This window comes from Ramlibacter rhizophilus (assembly GCF_004681965.1).
Lineage (GTDB): Bacteria > Pseudomonadota > Gammaproteobacteria > Burkholderiales > Burkholderiaceae_C > Ramlibacter > Ramlibacter rhizophilus.
Map to the genome: position 1 here is coordinate 535,603 of NZ_SMLL01000003.1, position 14,825 is coordinate 550,427.

15 protein-coding genes are annotated in these 14,825 nt (G+C 69.9%); 7 read left to right on the forward strand and 8 right to left on the reverse strand.

The window, feature by feature from the left end:
* Positions 1-9: 9 nt before the first annotated feature.
* The 3 genes from EZ242_RS08975 to gpmA all read right to left on the reverse strand — a co-directional run bounded on the left by EZ242_RS08975 (position 10) and on the right by gpmA (position 3,196).
* Positions 10-759: a HesA/MoeB/ThiF family protein gene (locus EZ242_RS08975; protein ID WP_135284793.1), complete on the reverse strand. Its 750-nt coding sequence runs from the start codon at positions 757-759 to the stop codon at positions 10-12.
* A 65-nt stretch (positions 760-824) separates the two neighbouring features.
* Positions 825-2,267 (reverse strand): S41 family peptidase, encoded by a 1,443-nt coding sequence (locus tag EZ242_RS08980; protein ID WP_135284794.1) that lies wholly within the window; start codon positions 2,265-2,267, stop codon positions 825-827.
* A gap of 185 nt (positions 2,268-2,452) precedes the next feature.
* Complete coding sequence (gpmA, locus tag EZ242_RS08985; RefSeq protein WP_135284795.1) at positions 2,453-3,196, reverse strand: 2,3-diphosphoglycerate-dependent phosphoglycerate mutase; 744 nt, start codon at positions 3,194-3,196, stop codon at positions 2,453-2,455.
* A 93-nt stretch (positions 3,197-3,289) separates the two neighbouring features.
* Here gpmA and EZ242_RS08990 point away from each other — a divergent pair, with 93 nt between their 5' ends.
* The 4 genes from EZ242_RS08990 to EZ242_RS09005 all read left to right on the forward strand — a co-directional run bounded on the left by EZ242_RS08990 (position 3,290) and on the right by EZ242_RS09005 (position 5,539).
* Positions 3,290-3,697, forward strand: coding sequence for a rhodanese-like domain-containing protein (locus EZ242_RS08990; RefSeq protein ID WP_135284796.1), 408 nt, complete (start codon positions 3,290-3,292; stop codon positions 3,695-3,697).
* A gap of 17 nt (positions 3,698-3,714) precedes the next feature.
* The gene (gene grxC, locus EZ242_RS08995) at positions 3,715-3,975 is read left to right on the forward strand and encodes a glutaredoxin 3 (RefSeq protein ID WP_135284797.1); all 261 of its coding nucleotides are present in this window, start codon (positions 3,715-3,717) and stop codon (positions 3,973-3,975) included.
* 98 nt (positions 3,976-4,073) lie between these two features.
* Complete coding sequence (secB, locus tag EZ242_RS09000) at positions 4,074-4,535, forward strand: protein-export chaperone SecB (RefSeq protein ID WP_135284798.1); 462 nt, start codon at positions 4,074-4,076, stop codon at positions 4,533-4,535.
* Positions 4,535-5,539 carry an NAD(P)H-dependent glycerol-3-phosphate dehydrogenase gene (locus EZ242_RS09005; RefSeq protein ID WP_135284799.1) on the forward strand — a complete coding sequence of 335 codons (1,005 nt, stop codon included), beginning with the start codon at positions 4,535-4,537 and terminating at the stop codon, positions 5,537-5,539. The genes secB and EZ242_RS09005 overlap by 1 nt, the downstream gene beginning before the upstream one ends.
* A gap of 4 nt (positions 5,540-5,543) precedes the next feature.
* On the opposite strand, the gene EZ242_RS09010 is transcribed toward EZ242_RS09005, so the two are convergent.
* Positions 5,544-5,876: a thioredoxin family protein gene (locus EZ242_RS09010; RefSeq protein WP_135284800.1), complete on the reverse strand. Its 333-nt coding sequence runs from the start codon at positions 5,874-5,876 to the stop codon at positions 5,544-5,546.
* 144 nt (positions 5,877-6,020) lie between these two features.
* Here EZ242_RS09010 and nadA point away from each other — a divergent pair, with 144 nt between their 5' ends.
* The gene (gene nadA / locus EZ242_RS09015; protein ID WP_135284801.1) at positions 6,021-7,136 is read left to right on the forward strand and encodes a quinolinate synthase NadA; all 1,116 of its coding nucleotides are present in this window, start codon (positions 6,021-6,023) and stop codon (positions 7,134-7,136) included.
* A gap of 1 nt (position 7,137) precedes the next feature.
* Here nadA and EZ242_RS09020 read toward each other — a convergent pair whose 3' ends face one another.
* The 3 genes from EZ242_RS09020 to EZ242_RS09030 all read right to left on the reverse strand — a co-directional run bounded on the left by EZ242_RS09020 (position 7,138) and on the right by EZ242_RS09030 (position 9,913).
* Positions 7,138-7,395 (reverse strand): hypothetical protein, encoded by a 258-nt coding sequence (locus tag EZ242_RS09020; RefSeq protein ID WP_135284802.1) that lies wholly within the window; start codon positions 7,393-7,395, stop codon positions 7,138-7,140.
* A 125-nt stretch (positions 7,396-7,520) separates the two neighbouring features.
* Complete coding sequence (nadB, locus tag EZ242_RS09025) at positions 7,521-9,101, reverse strand: L-aspartate oxidase (RefSeq protein ID WP_135284803.1); 1,581 nt, start codon at positions 9,099-9,101, stop codon at positions 7,521-7,523.
* 14 nt (positions 9,102-9,115) lie between these two features.
* The gene (locus tag EZ242_RS09030; protein ID WP_240787041.1) at positions 9,116-9,913 is read right to left on the reverse strand and encodes a segregation and condensation protein A; all 798 of its coding nucleotides are present in this window, start codon (positions 9,911-9,913) and stop codon (positions 9,116-9,118) included.
* 176 nt (positions 9,914-10,089) lie between these two features.
* On the opposite strand from EZ242_RS09030, the gene EZ242_RS09035 reads away from it, so the two are divergent.
* Together EZ242_RS09035 and EZ242_RS09040 are read left to right on the forward strand one after the other, a co-directional pair.
* Positions 10,090-10,566, forward strand: a complete 477-nt coding sequence (locus EZ242_RS09035) for a type III secretion system chaperone (RefSeq protein ID WP_135284805.1) — start codon at positions 10,090-10,092, stop codon at positions 10,564-10,566.
* A 5-nt stretch (positions 10,567-10,571) separates the two neighbouring features.
* Entirely contained in the window at positions 10,572-14,579 is a 4,008-nt protein-coding gene (locus tag EZ242_RS09040) for a hypothetical protein (RefSeq protein WP_135284806.1), read from the forward strand.
* On the opposite strand, the gene EZ242_RS09045 is transcribed toward EZ242_RS09040, so the two are convergent.
* Positions 14,548-14,787: a DUF3460 family protein gene (locus EZ242_RS09045; protein WP_135284807.1), complete on the reverse strand. Its 240-nt coding sequence runs from the start codon at positions 14,785-14,787 to the stop codon at positions 14,548-14,550. The two genes, EZ242_RS09040 and EZ242_RS09045, sit on opposite strands and share 32 nt — an antisense overlap.
* Positions 14,788-14,825: the final 38 nt, after the last annotated feature.

Consider the following 14,825-nt stretch of genomic DNA (forward strand, 5'->3'; position numbering starts at 1 on the left):
GGACGGTTCTCAGCGTTCGCCGCACACCGGGCAGCGGGGATTGCGCGGCACGCGGATTTCGTTCCATTCCATGCGCCGGGCGTCCAGCATGGACAGGCGCCCGCGCAGCGGCTCGCCCACGCCGGCCAGCAGCTTGAGTGCCTCGGCCGCCTGGATGCTGCCGATGATGCCCACCAGCGGCGCGAACACGCCCATCACCGCGCAGCGCGTTTCCTCCACCGGCGCGTCCGGCGGGAAGACGCAGGCATAGCAGGGGGCGTCTGCCGCGCGGGAATCGAACACCGCCACCTGGCCGTCGAAGCGGATGGCCGCGCCCGAGACCAGGGGCACGCGGTGGCGCACGCAGGCGGCATTGAGCGCCTGGCGCGTTGCGAAGTTGTCGCTGCAGTCGATGGCGACGTCGCTGGCCGCGACCAGTTCCCCCAGCAGCGCCGCATCGGCACGCTGCTCGACCGTGCGCACGTGCGTGGTGGCGTTCAGGGCCAGCATGGCCTGCCGCGCCGACTCGACCTTGGGCTGGCCTACGCGTGCCTGCGAATGCGCGATCTGCCGCTGCAGGTTGGTGAGATCGACCGTGTCGCCATCGACCAGGGTGATGCTCCCGATGCCGGCCCCGGCGAGGTAGAGCGCCACCGGCGAGCCCAGGCCGCCGGCGCCGATCACCAGCGCTCGTCCGCGCGACAGGCGCTCCTGTCCCTCGACCCCGATCTCCTCCAGCAGGATGTGGCGCGAATAGCGCAGCAGCTCGTCGTCCGTCATGCGGCGATTACAAACGAAAAAGCCGGCGGGCTTTCGGCCGCCGGCTGGGTGGGGAGCACGAAGGATCAGTTTTCCTTCTTGGCGTTCTTTTCCTCGACCACCTGGGTCTTGCTGATCAGCACGGGACGGCCCTTGAGCTGGTTGAGCGCCTGCTTGAGCTGGAAGTCCTTGTCGCTGCCGAACTCGGGCATCTTGGCGCGCTCGGCCACGGGCTTGCGGGACTCTTCCTCGGCGCGGCGCATGGCTTCCTCGCGTGCCTTCTCGCGCAGCGGGTCTTTCGCCTCGGGGCTCTTGTCGTTGCCCAGGTGCTTGACCAGGTCCGCCTCGCGGGTGCGCAGGATGGCGAAGACGTTGCCTTCCTCGCTCTCGTCCACCAGCACGTCCGGGACGATGCCACGCGCCTGGATCGACTTGCCCAGCGGCGTGTAGTAGCGCGCCGTGGTGAGCTTCAGGCCGGTGTCCGGGCCCAGCGGCCGCACCGTCTGCACCGAGCCCTTGCCGAAGGTCTGGCTGCCCAGGATGGTGGCGCGCTTGTGGTCCTGCAGCGCACCGGCCACGATCTCGCTGGCCGAAGCCGAGCCTTCGTTGACCAGCACCACCAGCGGCACGGTCTTGAGGGCGGCGGGAAGCCGCTTGAGCGGGTCGGCGCCGGCGCGGCGCTGGTAGAACTCGGGCGAGGCCTTGTAGACGAACTTGCTCTCGGGCAGCTGGCCGTTGGTGGACACCACGGTCACGCCCTCGGGCAGGAAAGCCGCCGAGATGGCCACCGCCGCGTCGAGCAGGCCACCCGGGTCGTTGCGCAGGTCCAGCACCAGCCCGCGCAGGGCAGGGTCGGCCTTGTACAGCTCTTCCACCTTGCGCACGAAGTCGTCGACCGTGCGCTCCTGGAACTGCGACAGGCGGATCCAGCCGTAGCCGGGTTCCACGACCTTGCCCTTGACGGAGACGGTCTTGATCTCCTCGCGGGTGATGGTGACCGGGAAGGTGCGGCTCTCGTCCTTGCGGTAGATGGTGAGCATCACCTTGGTCTGGGGCTCGCCGCGCATGCGCTTGACGGCCTCGGACAGGGTCAGGCCCTTCACGGCGACGTCGTCGATCTTGGTGATGAGGTCGCCGGGCTGCAGGCCCGCTCGGAAGGCGGGCGAGCCTTCGATGGGTGAGACCACCTTGACCAGGCCCTCTTCCTGAGCGATCTCGATGCCCACGCCGACGAAGCGGCCGGACGTGCCCTCGCGAAATTCCTTGAAGGACTTCTTGTCGAAGTACTGCGAGTGCGGATCGAGGCTGGCCACCATGCCGGAGATGGCATCGGTGATGAGCTTGCGCTCGTCCACCGGCTCGACGTAGTCGCTCTTGACCATGCCGAACACGGCGGCGAGCTGCTGCAGTTCTTCCAGCGGGAGCGGGGCCAACGAGCCACGGGCGGCGGTTTGCAACGAAACCGTGGTGAGCGCTCCGGCCAGTGCGCCTACGGAAATCCAGCCGGCAATCTTGAGTTTCTGGCTCATGGAAGTGCTTGTGTCCTCTTGACCTGCAATTTATACACCTGGGATAGCGCTATGACGCAATGGTTACCGGGTGGTTCCATGAGCGCTGCACAGGGCGTGCGAAAAATCCGCGTAGCGGCGTCGGACGCCGTGCTGCGGACCGGGTCCGATCCGGCGGCAACCGGGAAATTCCCGGCCGGCCGAAATCAGCCCTTGCCCTGCGCAGCGACCGCCGCGGCCGCCGCCTTGGCCGCCTCTTCATCGCCGAGGTAATAGTGGCGAATGGGGCGAAGCTGCGCATCCAGCTCATACACGAGCGGAATGCCGTTGGGGATGTTGAGCCCCACGATGTCCGTGTCGGAAATGCCGTCCAGGTATTTCACCAGCGCACGCATGGAATTGCCGTGCGCCGCCACGAGCACCCGCTGGCCGGCGCGGATCGCCGGGGCCATGGTCTCGTTCCAGAACGGCAGCACGCGTGCCACGGTGTCCTTGAGGCATTCGGTCAGCGGCACCTGCTCGGTGTCGAGCTTGGCGTAGCGCACGTCGCCACGCTCGCTGCGCGGGTCGCCCGGCTCCAGCGCGGGCGGGGGCACGTCGTAGCTGCGGCGCCAGACCAGGACCTGCTCGTCACCGAACTTGCGCGCGGTCTCGGCCTTGTCCAGGCCCTGCAGCGCGCCGTAGTGCCGCTCGTTCAGGCGCCAGGAGTGGGTGACCGGCAGCCAGGTGCGATCGAGCTCGTCCAGGCAGTGCCAGAGCGTGCGCGTGGCGCGCTTGAGAACGCTGGTGTAGCAGATGTCGAAGTCGTAGCCCTCGCTGCGCAGCAGCCGGCCGGCGTTCTTGGCCTGCTCGATGCCGGTGGGCGTGAGGTCCACGTCGGTCCAGCCGGTGAAGCGGTTTTCGAGGTTCCAGGTCGATTCGCCGTGGCGAACGAGGACGAGTTTGTGCATGGGCCGTCGTGTGCGGGGGAAAGGAAGGAACCCGGGATTCTAGAATCGCGGGTTGCCCTGCTGGCGGGTGCCAGCGGGCTGTAAAGGTGCAAAGTGAATTTCCTGATCGACAACTGGATGCTGATTTCGGTGGCCCTGCTCTCCGGGGGCATGCTCGCGTGGCCGCTCGTCAAGGGCGGCACCGGAGGCGGCATCAACCCCGCGAACGCGGTGCAACTGATCAACCGCGAGCGCGGTGTGCTGGTGGACGTGAGCGATCCCGAGGAGTTCGCGCAGCAGCATGCCGGTGGCGCGCGGAACGTGCCGCTGGCGCAGTTCGAGCAGCGCCTGCCCGAGGTGGTGAAGAACAAGGCCGTGCCCGTGATCCTGGTGTGCCCCTCGGGGTCACGCGCCAACCGGGCGCTGCCGCTGGCCAAGAAACTCGGCTACGAGAAGGCCCAAGTCCTGGGCGGCGGGCTGCGGGCCTGGAAAGACGCTAACCTGCCGGTCGAGAAAGCCTGAAAGCAAGACCCTCCCCCATGCAACCCGTCAAGATGTACACCACGGCCGTCTGCCCTTTCTGCATTCGCGCCAAGCAGATCCTCAAGTCCAAGGGCGTCGATCAGATCGACGAGATCCGCATCGACACCGATCCCCAGGAGCGCACGAAGATGATGGAGATCACCGGCCGGCGCACCGTGCCGCAGATCTTCATCGGCGACACCCACGTGGGAGGCTGCGACGACCTGATCGCCCTCGACGGCCGCGGCGGGCTGGTGCCCCTGCTGCAGGGCGCCTGATCGCGTGGTCCTGCGGGGCCGCCTGAGATAATCCCCGATCGTGCCCGCCGGCACCCTGCGCTGCCGGCGGGCCTCTTCACGACTGAAAGACACTTTCCATGGCCGAATCCCAAGACCCCGTGTTCCAGATCCAGCGCGTCTACCTGAAGGAGGCCTCGCTCGAGCAGCCCAACTCGCCCGCCATCCTGCTCGAGCAGGAACAGCCCGGCGTGGACATCCAGCTCGGCGTGGAAGCCTCGCAGGCCGCCGAAGGCGTGTTCGAGGTCTGCGTCACCGCGACCGTGCATACGCGCCTGAAGGAACGCACGGTGTTCCTGGCCGAGGTCAAGCAGGCCGGGATCTTCGAGATCCGCAACATCGACGCCGAGCAGATGAACGCCGTCATGGGCATCGCCTGCCCGCAGATCATCTACCCCTACCTGCGCGGCAACGTGGCCGACCTGATCACCCGCGCCGGCTTCCCGCCCGTGCACCTGGCCGAGATCAACTTCCAGGCCATGTACGAACAGCAGCAGGCCGCCCAGCAGCAGGAAGGCGCGGGCATCATCACCAGCGCCTGATGAAGCTGCTCGTGCTCGGCGCCGGCGCCTGGGGCACCGCCCTGGCGGTCAGTGCGTCGGCACGGCACGAGGTGCGGCTGTGGCTGCGCGACGCGCAGCAGGCGCAGGCGCTGCGCGCGCAGCGCGAGAATTCCCGCTACCTCCCCGGCGTCGTGCTGCCGGCGGGCTTGGCGGTGAGCGATGCGCCCTTCGACGAGCTCGCATCGCGCGTCGAAGCCCACGATCTGGCCATCGTCGCCACGCCCATGGCGGGGCTGCGGCCGATGCTGCGGCAGCTCGCGCAGGCCACGGTCCCGGTGGCCTGGCTGTGCAAGGGCTTCGAGTCGGCGGCGGATCACCCGGATGGGCTGCTGGGCCATGAAATACAGGCCGAGGTCGCGCCGCAGCTCAAGGGCGGTGCGCTGAGCGGTCCCAGTTTTGCGCAGGAGGTGGCCCGCGGCCTTCCCGCTGCGCTGGTCGCCGCCAGCGCCGACGCGCAGGTGCGCGAGGCGCTGGTGCAGGCTTTCCATGGCCCGGCGCTGCGCGTCTACGCCAACGACGACCTGGTCGGGGTGGAAGTGGGCGGCGCGGTCAAGAACGTGCTGGCCATCGCCACGGGCCTGTGCGACGGGCTCGGGCTCGGCCTGAATGCGCGGGCCGCGCTCATTACGCGCGGCCTGTCCGAGATGAGCCGCCTGGGCGTGGCGCTCGGCGCACGCGCGGACACCTTTACGGGCTTGTCAGGCCTGGGCGACCTGGTGCTCACGGCCACCGGAGACCTCAGCCGCAACCGCCGCGTGGGGCTGCTGCTGGCCCAGGGGCAGACTTTGGAGCAGGTGCTGCAGTCGCTCGGGCACGTGGCCGAAGGCGTGTACTGCGCCCGCGCCGTGGTGCAGCGCGCGGCGCGGCTCGGGGTTGAGATGCCCATCAGCGCCGCGGTGGTTGCCCTGCTGGACGGCGTCCTCACGCCGCCCGAGGCGGTGGCCGCCCTGATGGGCCGCTTGCCGCGGGCCGAGACGCCTTAGGCTTTCAGGCGGAGTCCGGCGTGGTGATCGTGCGTAGCGCCTGGGCGATGGCCTGGCTCGAATCGGGCCGCACCAGGCGCTCCACCTCCTGGCCGTCACGCAGGAAGATCAGCGTGGGCCAGAGCTTCACGCGATACGAGCGGCCCAGCGGCCGGCCCGGACCATCCTCGACCTTGATGTGCCTCAGGCCCTCGTGCTCGGCCATGGCCTTTTCGATGTCGGGCTGGGCGCCGCGGCACCAGCCGCACCAGGCGGTGCCGAATTCCAGCAGCGTGGGGCCGGGCAGGGCGTCGACCTCGCGGCGCTCGGGGGGCTGGGCGGCGTACTCACGGTTCATGCGGCCATTGTGGCGCGGCGGTGCATGGCCTGCGCGGGCGGCTATGCTCGGGCCCTTGTCCGACATATTCGCCTGGCGCGTGGGCTTGCGGATGATCCGCCTGCCCGCATGTGTCCCGCACGACGCCTGACCGAACCCTCGCCCATGAGTGCAGTGATCCCGATTTTCGACGTGGAGTACGAGCAGCCAGCCGGTGCTGCCTGCGACACGCGCCATGCCTGGGCCCGCGTGCCGCAGGAGCCCGGGCCCGAGGAGCGCGAGGCGCTCAAGGCGCGCGTCCGGCGCCTGCTGGCGGAGCGCAACGCGGTCATGGTCTCGCACTACTACGTGCATCCCGACCTGCAGGACCTGGCCGAGGAGACCGGCGGGCTGGTCAGCGATTCGCTGGAGATGGCCCGCTTCGGCCGCGACCATCCGGCCCGCACGCTGGTGGTCTCCGGCGTGCGCTTCATGGGCGAGACGGCCAAGATCCTCTCGCCGGAAAAGCGCGTGCTCATGCCCGACCTGGACGCCACCTGCTCGCTGGACCTGGGCTGCCCCGCCGACGCGTTCAGCGCGTTCTGCGACCAGCACCCGGACCGAACGGTGGTGGTCTATGCCAACACCAGCGCCGCGGTGAAGGCGCGTGCGGACTGGCTGGTCACGTCCAGCTGCGCACTGGAGATCGTGAGCGCGCTCAAGGACAAGGGCCACAAGATCCTCTGGGCGCCCGACCGGCACCTGGGCCAGTACATCGAGCGCGAGACGGGCGCCGACATGCTGATGTGGAACGGCTCGTGCATCGTCCACAACGAGTTCAAGGCCTTCGAACTGGAGGCACTGATGCGCGAGCACCCCGCTGCCAAGGTGCTGGTGCATCCGGAATCACCGGCGGAGGTCGTGGCCCTGGCCGATGCGGTGGGCTCCACCTCCGCCATCCTCAAGGCCGCGCGCGAGATGGACGCGACGGAGTTCATCGTCGCCACCGACAACGGCATGATGCACAAGCTGCGCACGCTCAACCCCGGCAAGCGCTTCATCGAGGCGCCCACCTCGGGCAACAGCGCGACCTGCAAGAGCTGTGCGCATTGCCCGTGGATGGCCATGAACGGCCTGGCCGGCGTGGCGCGGGTCCTGGAGACCGGCGCCAACGAGATTCACGTGGACCCGGACCTGGGCGCGCGTGCGCGGGTTCCCATCGACCGCATGCTGGCTTTCACGGCCGCCCTCAAGAGCGGCCGCCCGGCAGGCGCGCTGGTGCCGAATATCGGCGCCGCCTGATTCAAAGCGGCAGCCAGCGCTTCTCCTGCAGGCCGTGGCGCCCGGTCGCGGCGCGCACCACCAGCATCGACGCCAGGATCGAGCCGGCCAGCTTGACCGGGATCGATGCCCGCCGCGTGGCCATGAACAGCACCAGGCCGCCCGCCAGGGCCATCCAGTGCTCCGCGGGCAGGCCATCGCGGCTGGCATCCCAGGCCTGGACGCGGTGCTTGAGGTCCTGGGCCTGGACCTTCAGGTTGTCGAGTGTCGAATGCTGCATGGCAGGGGCCTCGGTGTCGTGATGAATCACGGCACTGTAGGCAGGCCCGTGGGACGAGCCTGTGCGCGGGCTACCGTCCCGCCTGTAGGAATCGTACCGCTGGGCTGGCCCGGGCGCGGCGTGGCTCAGGGCGGGGTGAGCACCGTGGGGGTGGCGACGGGCACCCGCTGCGGGTAGTCGCGGCTGAAGTGCAGGCCGCGGCTTTCCCGCCGCTGGCGCGCCGACTGAACGATGAGGTCGGCCACCTCGACCAGGTTGCGCAGCTCCAGCAGGTCGCGGCTCACATGGAAGGCGCTGTAGAAGTCGTGGATTTCCTGGCGCAGCAGCGCGATGCGGTGCGCCGCGCGCTCCAGGCGCTTGTTGGTCCGCACGATGCCCACGTAGTCCCACATGAAGCGGCGCAGCTCGTCCCAGTTGTGCGAGATGACGACCACCTCGTCCGGGTCGGTCACGCGGCTGTCGTCCCAGGGACGGAAGTCCGGCGGAGGCGGCAGCGAGGTGGCGAGGATCGCCTCGGCCGCCGAGCGCGCGAACACCATGCATTCCACCAGCGAGTTGCTGGCCAGGCGGTTGGCGCCGTGCAGGCCCGTGCAGGCCGCCTCGCCGATGGTGTGCAGGCCGGGCAGGTCGGTGCGGCCTGCCAGGTCGGTGAGCACGCCGCCGCAGGTGTAGTGCGCAGCCGGCACCACGGGGATGGGCTCGCGCGTGATGTCGATGCCCAGCTCCAGGCAGCGCGCATGGATGGTGGGGAAATGCGCGCGGATGAAGTCCGCGCCCTGGTGCGAGATGTCCAGCAGCACGCAGTCCAGGCCGTGCTTCTTCATCTCGAAGTCGATGGCGCGCGCCACGATGTCGCGCGGCGCCAGCTCGGCGCGCGCGTCGTGCGCGGGCATGAAGCGCGTGCCGTCCGGCAGCAGCAGGCGGCCGCCTTCGCCCCGCACCGCCTCGGAGATGAGGAAGTTCTTGACGTGCGGGTGATACAGGCAGGTCGGGTGGAACTGCACGAACTCCATGTTGGCGACGCGGCACCCCGCGCGCCAGGCCGCGGCGATGCCGTCTCCGGTAGCGGTGTCGGGGTTGGTGGTGTAGAGGTACACCTTGCCCGCGCCGCCCGTGGCCAGCACCGTCAGGGGCGCGCGGAAGGCCAGCACCTCGTCGCGCGCCTCGTCCAGCGCGTACAGGCCCACGCAGCGCTGCGGCGACTGCCCGAGCTTTCCGGCGGTGACCAGGTCCACCAGCATGTGGCGCTCGAAAACCGTGATGTTGGGGGTGCGCCGCACCTGCTCCACCAGCGTGCGCTGCACCGCCGCGCCGGTGGCGTCGGTCACGTGCGCGATGCGGCGGGCGCTGTGGCCGCCCTCGCGCGTGAGGTGCAACTGCCCCTGCTGCTGCGAGAAGGGAACACCCAGCGAGCGCAGCCAGTCGATGGTCTGCGGCGCATGCTCGACGACGAAGCGCACCGCCTCCGGGTCCGACAGGCCGGCGCCCGCGGTGAGGGTGTCGTTCACGTGCGCATCGAAGCTGTCGTCCTCGGACAGCACGGCCGCGATGCCGCCCTGCGCCCAGCCGCTCGCGCCGTCGCTCAGGGTGCGCTTGGTCAGGAGCGCCACGCGGTGGGTGGGCGCCAGGTGCAGCGCGGCGGACAGGCCCGCCAGGCCGCTGCCCACGATGAGGACGTCGAAGTCGAGCGTGGCTTCAGGGTTCATGGACGGCGTGGAAGTCAGGCCGGCTGGTAGGCCAGCCGAACATAGATGGGAGCGAAGGCCTCGGCCTGGGTCACCTCGATGAGCGACTCCTTGGCCAGCTCCAGCATGGCGATGAAGGTCACGACCAGGACGGGCACGCCCCGGTCGAGGTCGAACAGGTCCTCGAAGCCCACGAAGCGGCGGCCCTGCAGCTTGCGCAGCACGATGCTCATGTGCTCGCGCACGGACAGCTCCTCGCGGCTGATCCTGTGGTGCTGCACCAGGCGCGCGCGCCTGAGGATGTCGCGCCAGGCCTCCTGCAGCTCGGACAGCTGCACGTCGGGGAAACGCGGCTGCAGTGACTGCTCGATATGGACCTGTGCGCGCAGCACGTCGCGCCCGAGCTGGGGCACCTCGTTCAGGCGCCCGGCGGCCAGCTTCATCTGCTCGTATTCCAGCAGCCGTCGCACCAGCTCGGCCCGCGGATCTTCGGGCTCCTGGCCTTCGGCCGACTTCTTGGGCGGCAGCAGCATGCGCGACTTGATCTCGATCAGCATGGCCGCCATCAGCAGGTACTCGGCCGCGAGCTCCAGGTTGCGGCTGCGGATCTCGTCCACGTACTGCAGGTACTGGCGCGTCACCCCGGCCATGGGGATGTCCAGGATGTTGAAGTTCTGCTTGCGGATCAGGTAGAGGAGCAGGTCCAGCGGGCCCTCGAAGGCTTCGAGGAACACCTCCAGCGCATCGGGCGGGATGTACAGGTCGGTCGGCATGGCGAACAGCGGTTCGCCGTAGAGGCGCGCGAGCGCCACCTGGTCGACCACGTCCGGCATGCCGTCCACCGTGGGCGCCTCGACGCCGGCAACGTCCGCGGGGCGGGCGGGGTGGGGGTGCGGGGGAGCGGTCATGGGCCGAGGGATTCTACCGAGGGGCATTCCGCCCGCGCCCGGAACCGCAGGCGCAAGGACCGGTACTCAGCCGGCTCAGCCATGCTCCTGGAGGGACCGCCGTGCACCGCAACACCTTCACCGACGACCAGCAACGGGTGGACCGATGGCTGCGGGCACTGGGGCAGAAGGCCGGCCTGCCGCTGGCACTGGACGCGCAGGGGGTCTGTGCGGTGGGCCATGCCTCGGGCCTGGCCTGCGCGGTCGAGGTCGGCGCGGGCGAGGTCTTCTTCCGGGTGCCGCTCATGGACTGGGAGCCGGGACATTCCGCGTCCCTGGCGGAGTTCTGCCTCGGTGAGCACTTCCTGGGGCTCGCAACCAGCGGCGCGAGCTTCGCCATCGACCGCGATGAAGCTGAGCTGGTGTTGTGGCGGTCCATGCCTCTTGTGGTGCTGGACGAAGCCTCTTTCGCCGCCGCGCTGATGGATCTGCTGGAAGCCGCCAGCCACTGGCGGGAACAGCTCCAGGGCGTGCTGCACCGTTCCCTGGCGCCGAGCGGCGCCACGTCGCCTGCTTCCTTGTCTTCCGGTCTGGCCTGAACATCATGACCACTACCAGCTCCATCTCCGCCCCCATCGCGCATCCGGTCAGCACCGCGTCGTCGCGCGGCTTCAGCGCAGCGTACGAGTCCCTGCGGCCCGTGAGCCGCGGCTTCGTCGCCCGCCTGCGGGCCTGGTTCGGGCAAGCGCCAGTGCTGAGCGAGCCGCAGCGTCGGCTCGCGCGGCTCGCCCACACGGAGGTGCGCTATCAGGCGGCCCTCGCCCGTCACGTTGCGGGCCCCGCCGCGCAGGCGGAGGAGGGCGGCGTCCAGCTGGGCGATGGCTTGCGCGCGGCCTTGCGAAGGTCCCGCAGCGATCCGGGCCGGCTATTCGATGCCATGCGGGCGCATGCGGGCCAGAACGCCCCCGAAGTGCATGCACTGCTCGCATCAGGCACACCGGACGAGGTGGTCGCTGCGCTTGCCGCGGAATTCCGCCGCATGGGCGATCGGTGGCAGGCGCAGTCACGCGCCGAGCTGGTCCATGCCGCGCTGAGTACCCGCATGGCCGTGATCGACGCGCAGTACCGGGTGGGCGCGCGGGGTCTCGAGGTCGACTGGTCGGTCGCCGCGCGCAGCGAGGGGTCGTTCAGCAAGCGACTGGCAGCTCTGGACCGTGTCGAGGCGCAGCTCAAGGGCGCGGAGCATCCCGAGGCGCATGCACGTGCGCAGGCCTGCGGGGCGCTGCGTGCGGAGCTGTCGGCGCAGCTGCGAGACGTGCCCGCGAGAGTGAAGGAGGTGCTCGCCGGGACACGCGTCGACTCGGCGCTGGACGACATCAAGGCGCTTCGTGATGAACTCGCCTGGATGCTGCAGTGGCTCGAAGCGGACCCGGGCACCTCGGCGGCGCAGCGGGAGCAGGCGCGCGTCCTCCTGGGTGAGGCCTCGGAAGGACTTGCGCTGCTGGAGACGCGCGGTGCGAAGCTCGGTGCCCACCGGGCGGCGTGTCCCCTCCTGACCTCGGCGCTGGAGAAGCTCGATGCACGCGGGTACATGCTGCAGGCCCTGCGCATCCAGCGTGTGCTCGCTGCCGTGGGACCCGGGGAAGAGAACGCGGCCTGGAAAGCCCTTGAAGGCGTCACCGGAGGTGCGGGGGGCGAGTTCGTGATGCTCGAGGTGCTGTGCGACGTTCAGTCCGGGGCCAAGGACGCCCAGGACCGCCAGACGGCGTCGAGCAACCATGAATCCATGGCCGGACAAAGGCATGTCCAGGAGCGCCAGGACAACGAGCTGGTGGACCGCGCCTTCGGCGGCGAGACGTGGCTTGAGACGGCAGCGCTCCTGAAGCATGCGCGCATCGACCGTGCGCACGCGCGCGAGCGGCTCCAGATTCTTCTCGAGCAGCCGCCCGAGCGGCGGCCCGCCCTGCTGGAAGCGCTCGAGCAGCGAACCGAGCAACGGCGGCGGGCCGTGGACGTCCAGCACAACCTTCGCATCGCGCGCAACGAGCTCGATCGCCTGCTGAGGCTGGAGGCGTTCAAGCGCCTGCCGGGCGCTGCCAAGCTTCCCGCCGGGGCGTTCAGCGCCTTGGCGCCCAGTGCGGAGTGGATCCGCTGGTTGCGCAGCACCGCGCCCCAGTTCGTGCACAACACCGACCTGATGATCGCCAACTGGATCCGCCTGTCCTTCACCGACCCGAACACGCAGAAGGTCGATGAGGCGCGCGTTCGCCCCTTGCTGGCGCAGCTGGATCTGCCCGAGGTGCAGGCGCAGCAGCTGCAGCAATGGGTGGCGGAAGGCTTTTCCAGTGCGGCGGCCGTGGCCACCTGCCGGCGCCAGATCCAGCACTTCGCCACTGCCTTGCGGGATGCCGCCCTCGTCGGCGCCGCCGACGAACGCCAGGACGAGCGCACGGCGAGCCAACGCGTCGTCAAAGCGCTTCTTGCGCAGGTGTGTGGCCACCAGGTCGCGGTGGCCAGCGGTGAACCCACCGCTGCACGGGTTCGCCGGGCGGTACGCGAACAGGCGCCCTGGATCGGCATGGAGGCGGGCGTGGCTGTCCATCGCGCTATGCGTGACCAGCACCTGGCCGAGCTGTCGACCCCGGACTGGGCCCGGATGCGCGAGGGCCCCGAATCACCACGCCAGTGGCTGCGGGATGCGGCGCAACGCGCCCAGCGCCTGCCCCAGCTGCAGCCCTTGCTAAACCTGTTCGACCACCATCGCCGCGTCAGGGAGCTGCAGCAGCGCAAGGACGCCAACCCGAAAGATGCCGCCGTGTCCCAGGAGCTGGGGTTGGCGGCACGGGCCCTGGCCGATTCGACGCGGGCGCTCGAACGCCTCGACCTGACGGAGCTTCGCATCCTCAGCGAAGCCGAGGCGCGCCAGCGCGGGCACACGCCGCCCAGCACCGCGGACCTGCTGAAGCTGGAGCACCACGCCATGGCGATCCGCAGCCTCAGCACCCTGTCGCGCGTCGAGACCGAGATCGAGAAGCACAAGACCCCCGATTCTTTGGCCCTCGTGGACAGGCTGGTGGCTATCGCCATCCTCCAGGAAGCGCTGGCCTCGGGCGATCCGGCGTTCCGGCTGGACAAGCCGAGCAACGGTGCGAGCCACGTCGCGGGCGTGCTCAAGCGGCTGCGGGACTTCGGACTGGGGCCGGAGGTCGAAAGCCCCACGCTGCGCGTGAAACTGGCCTCGGTGGCCGAGGCGCTGGCCCGAGACGGCCGCACGCTGGCCGAGCTGAACAAGGCCCTCGCACCGCGCCAGGGCGCCGTGGCCAAGGTCCGCGCCCTGGCCGGGCTGAGCCCAAGCACCGCGCCGCCGGCCGCCGAGGACGAGGAGCCGAGCGCGACCCCGGAAGACGAGCGGGCGCAGGCCAATGCGGCCATCCTGGAGCGGCGCTTCGGCGAGCTTCAGCCCAACCAGAGCTTCGCGATCTTCATGGGGCAGTACGGAGACGTCGTGGCCGCGCAGCCGGTCGTGCCGGGTATCAGCGTCACGCAGGAAGTCCGGCTGGAGCGCAGCAGCGGCATCAACGTGTCCCGGCTGGGCGATGGCCGCTACCAGGTGCACCTGCAGGACGGCTTGAAGGCGCGCTGCGGCGTGTCGCTGGCGAGCTTCTCGCAGCTCCTGCAGCTGACCGGCAGCGCACTGCGGGAGCAGCGCGGCGGCCATCGTTTCACCTTCACGGACCGGGCGGCCTGCGAGCGCTTTGTGCAGGCGCTGGCCCGCGGCGACGCGACCGAGCCGCAGCTGTGGGCTGACGCCATGGTCGAGGCGACGCAGACGCGCGAGAGCGGCGGCGCGCTCGTGCTGGCAGCCAAGGCGGAGGCGGCAGTTGGCGGGCTGAGCCTGGCCGCGCTGTCGGCCGAAGTGGGCGCCTCGGCGCGGGTCTCGCGCAGCAGCTTCCGCACGGCCCAGGGTGAGGTCGTGCAGGAGCGCTGGCAGGCCAGCCAGCGGGTGAGTGGTCGCGCGGAAGCCGCCGGGGGCAGGCTGTCGGTGGATGGCGTGGCCGGGCGCGACCTGGCGGTCGAGCGCAGCCTCGTGCGCCAGTACGGCCTGCTGCAGCCGGGCTCGGGCCTGGCTTTCACGGCGACCGTGGTCGGCGGCAAGGTGGACCGCTGCCTGGCCGGCTTGCTGCCGCACCTGCCGGCGGACAGCGCCGAACTCCGGAAGCTGCAAGGCGCGGTTGGCGAGGTGGCCGACGGCACCGCCATCACCCTGTCCTGCCGGCTGTCCGAGGCGGCCATCCGGCAGGCCAACCAGGCCCTGGGAGATGCGCAGCGGGAGCTGATCGCGGCGGGGCGTTCCCGCGGCGCCGCGGCCGAGCAGGCCAAGTCACGCGCGCGCGAACAGATGGCGAAGATGCAGGCGGTGCTGAACGACCCGTCCAGCTACGTGCCCGAGGGGCTGGGCCTCACCAGCGGCAGCGAAGCCACCGCCGCGCGCCGGCGTGGGCTGCATCATGCCTTCGCCACCGTCTCGGCGCAGGCCACGCGCAGCTTGGCACTGGAGGGGGCGGCGGCGCTGCCCGTTCTTACGACTGCCTATCGCCCTCTGCTGGGCTAGCGCTTCCGTACACGTAGGCGTTCTGTCGCACCCGGGCCTGGCGCCATTCCTGCTGCTGGTCGCGGTCCACGCGCTTGTCCCACCAGATCGCGCGGCCGGCGCGCTGCTGGGCTTCCAGGTCGGGCTTCTGCTCCTTCAGTTGCTCGATGAACTGGGTGACTTCCGACTGGTAGTCGGGCCGGCGGAAGATGCGGAGCAACTTGGACATAGACTGGCGCTGTGAAGACCGGCCAGATTCTATCGACC

Excerpts from the sequence above, each read along its gene's own strand:
- EZ242_RS08975 (WP_135284793.1), bottom strand. The coding sequence starts at position 759 with ATGACGGACGACGAGCTGCTGCGCTATTCGCGCCACATCCTGCTGGAG.
- EZ242_RS08980 (WP_135284794.1), bottom strand. The coding sequence starts at position 2,267 with ATGAGCCAGAAACTCAAGATTGCCGGCTGGATTTCCGTAGGCGCACTG.
- gpmA (WP_135284795.1), bottom strand. The coding sequence starts at position 3,196 with ATGCACAAACTCGTCCTCGTTCGCCACGGCGAATCGACCTGGAACCTC.
- grxC (WP_135284797.1), top strand. The coding sequence starts at position 3,715 with ATGCAACCCGTCAAGATGTACACCACGGCCGTCTGCCCTTTCTGCATT.
- secB (WP_135284798.1), top strand. The coding sequence starts at position 4,074 with ATGGCCGAATCCCAAGACCCCGTGTTCCAGATCCAGCGCGTCTACCTG.
- EZ242_RS09005 (WP_135284799.1), top strand. The coding sequence starts at position 4,535 with ATGAAGCTGCTCGTGCTCGGCGCCGGCGCCTGGGGCACCGCCCTGGCG.
- EZ242_RS09010 (WP_135284800.1), bottom strand. The coding sequence starts at position 5,876 with ATGAACCGTGAGTACGCCGCCCAGCCCCCCGAGCGCCGCGAGGTCGAC.
- nadA (WP_135284801.1), top strand. The coding sequence starts at position 6,021 with ATGAGTGCAGTGATCCCGATTTTCGACGTGGAGTACGAGCAGCCAGCC.
- EZ242_RS09020 (WP_135284802.1), bottom strand. The coding sequence starts at position 7,395 with ATGCAGCATTCGACACTCGACAACCTGAAGGTCCAGGCCCAGGACCTC.
- nadB (WP_135284803.1), bottom strand. The coding sequence starts at position 9,101 with ATGAACCCTGAAGCCACGCTCGACTTCGACGTCCTCATCGTGGGCAGC.
- EZ242_RS09030 (WP_240787041.1), bottom strand. The coding sequence starts at position 9,913 with ATGCCGGACGTGGTCGACCAGGTGGCGCTCGCGCGCCTCTACGGCGAA.
- EZ242_RS09040 (WP_135284806.1), top strand. The coding sequence starts at position 10,572 with ATGACCACTACCAGCTCCATCTCCGCCCCCATCGCGCATCCGGTCAGC.
- EZ242_RS09045 (WP_135284807.1), bottom strand. The coding sequence starts at position 14,787 with ATGTCCAAGTTGCTCCGCATCTTCCGCCGGCCCGACTACCAGTCGGAA.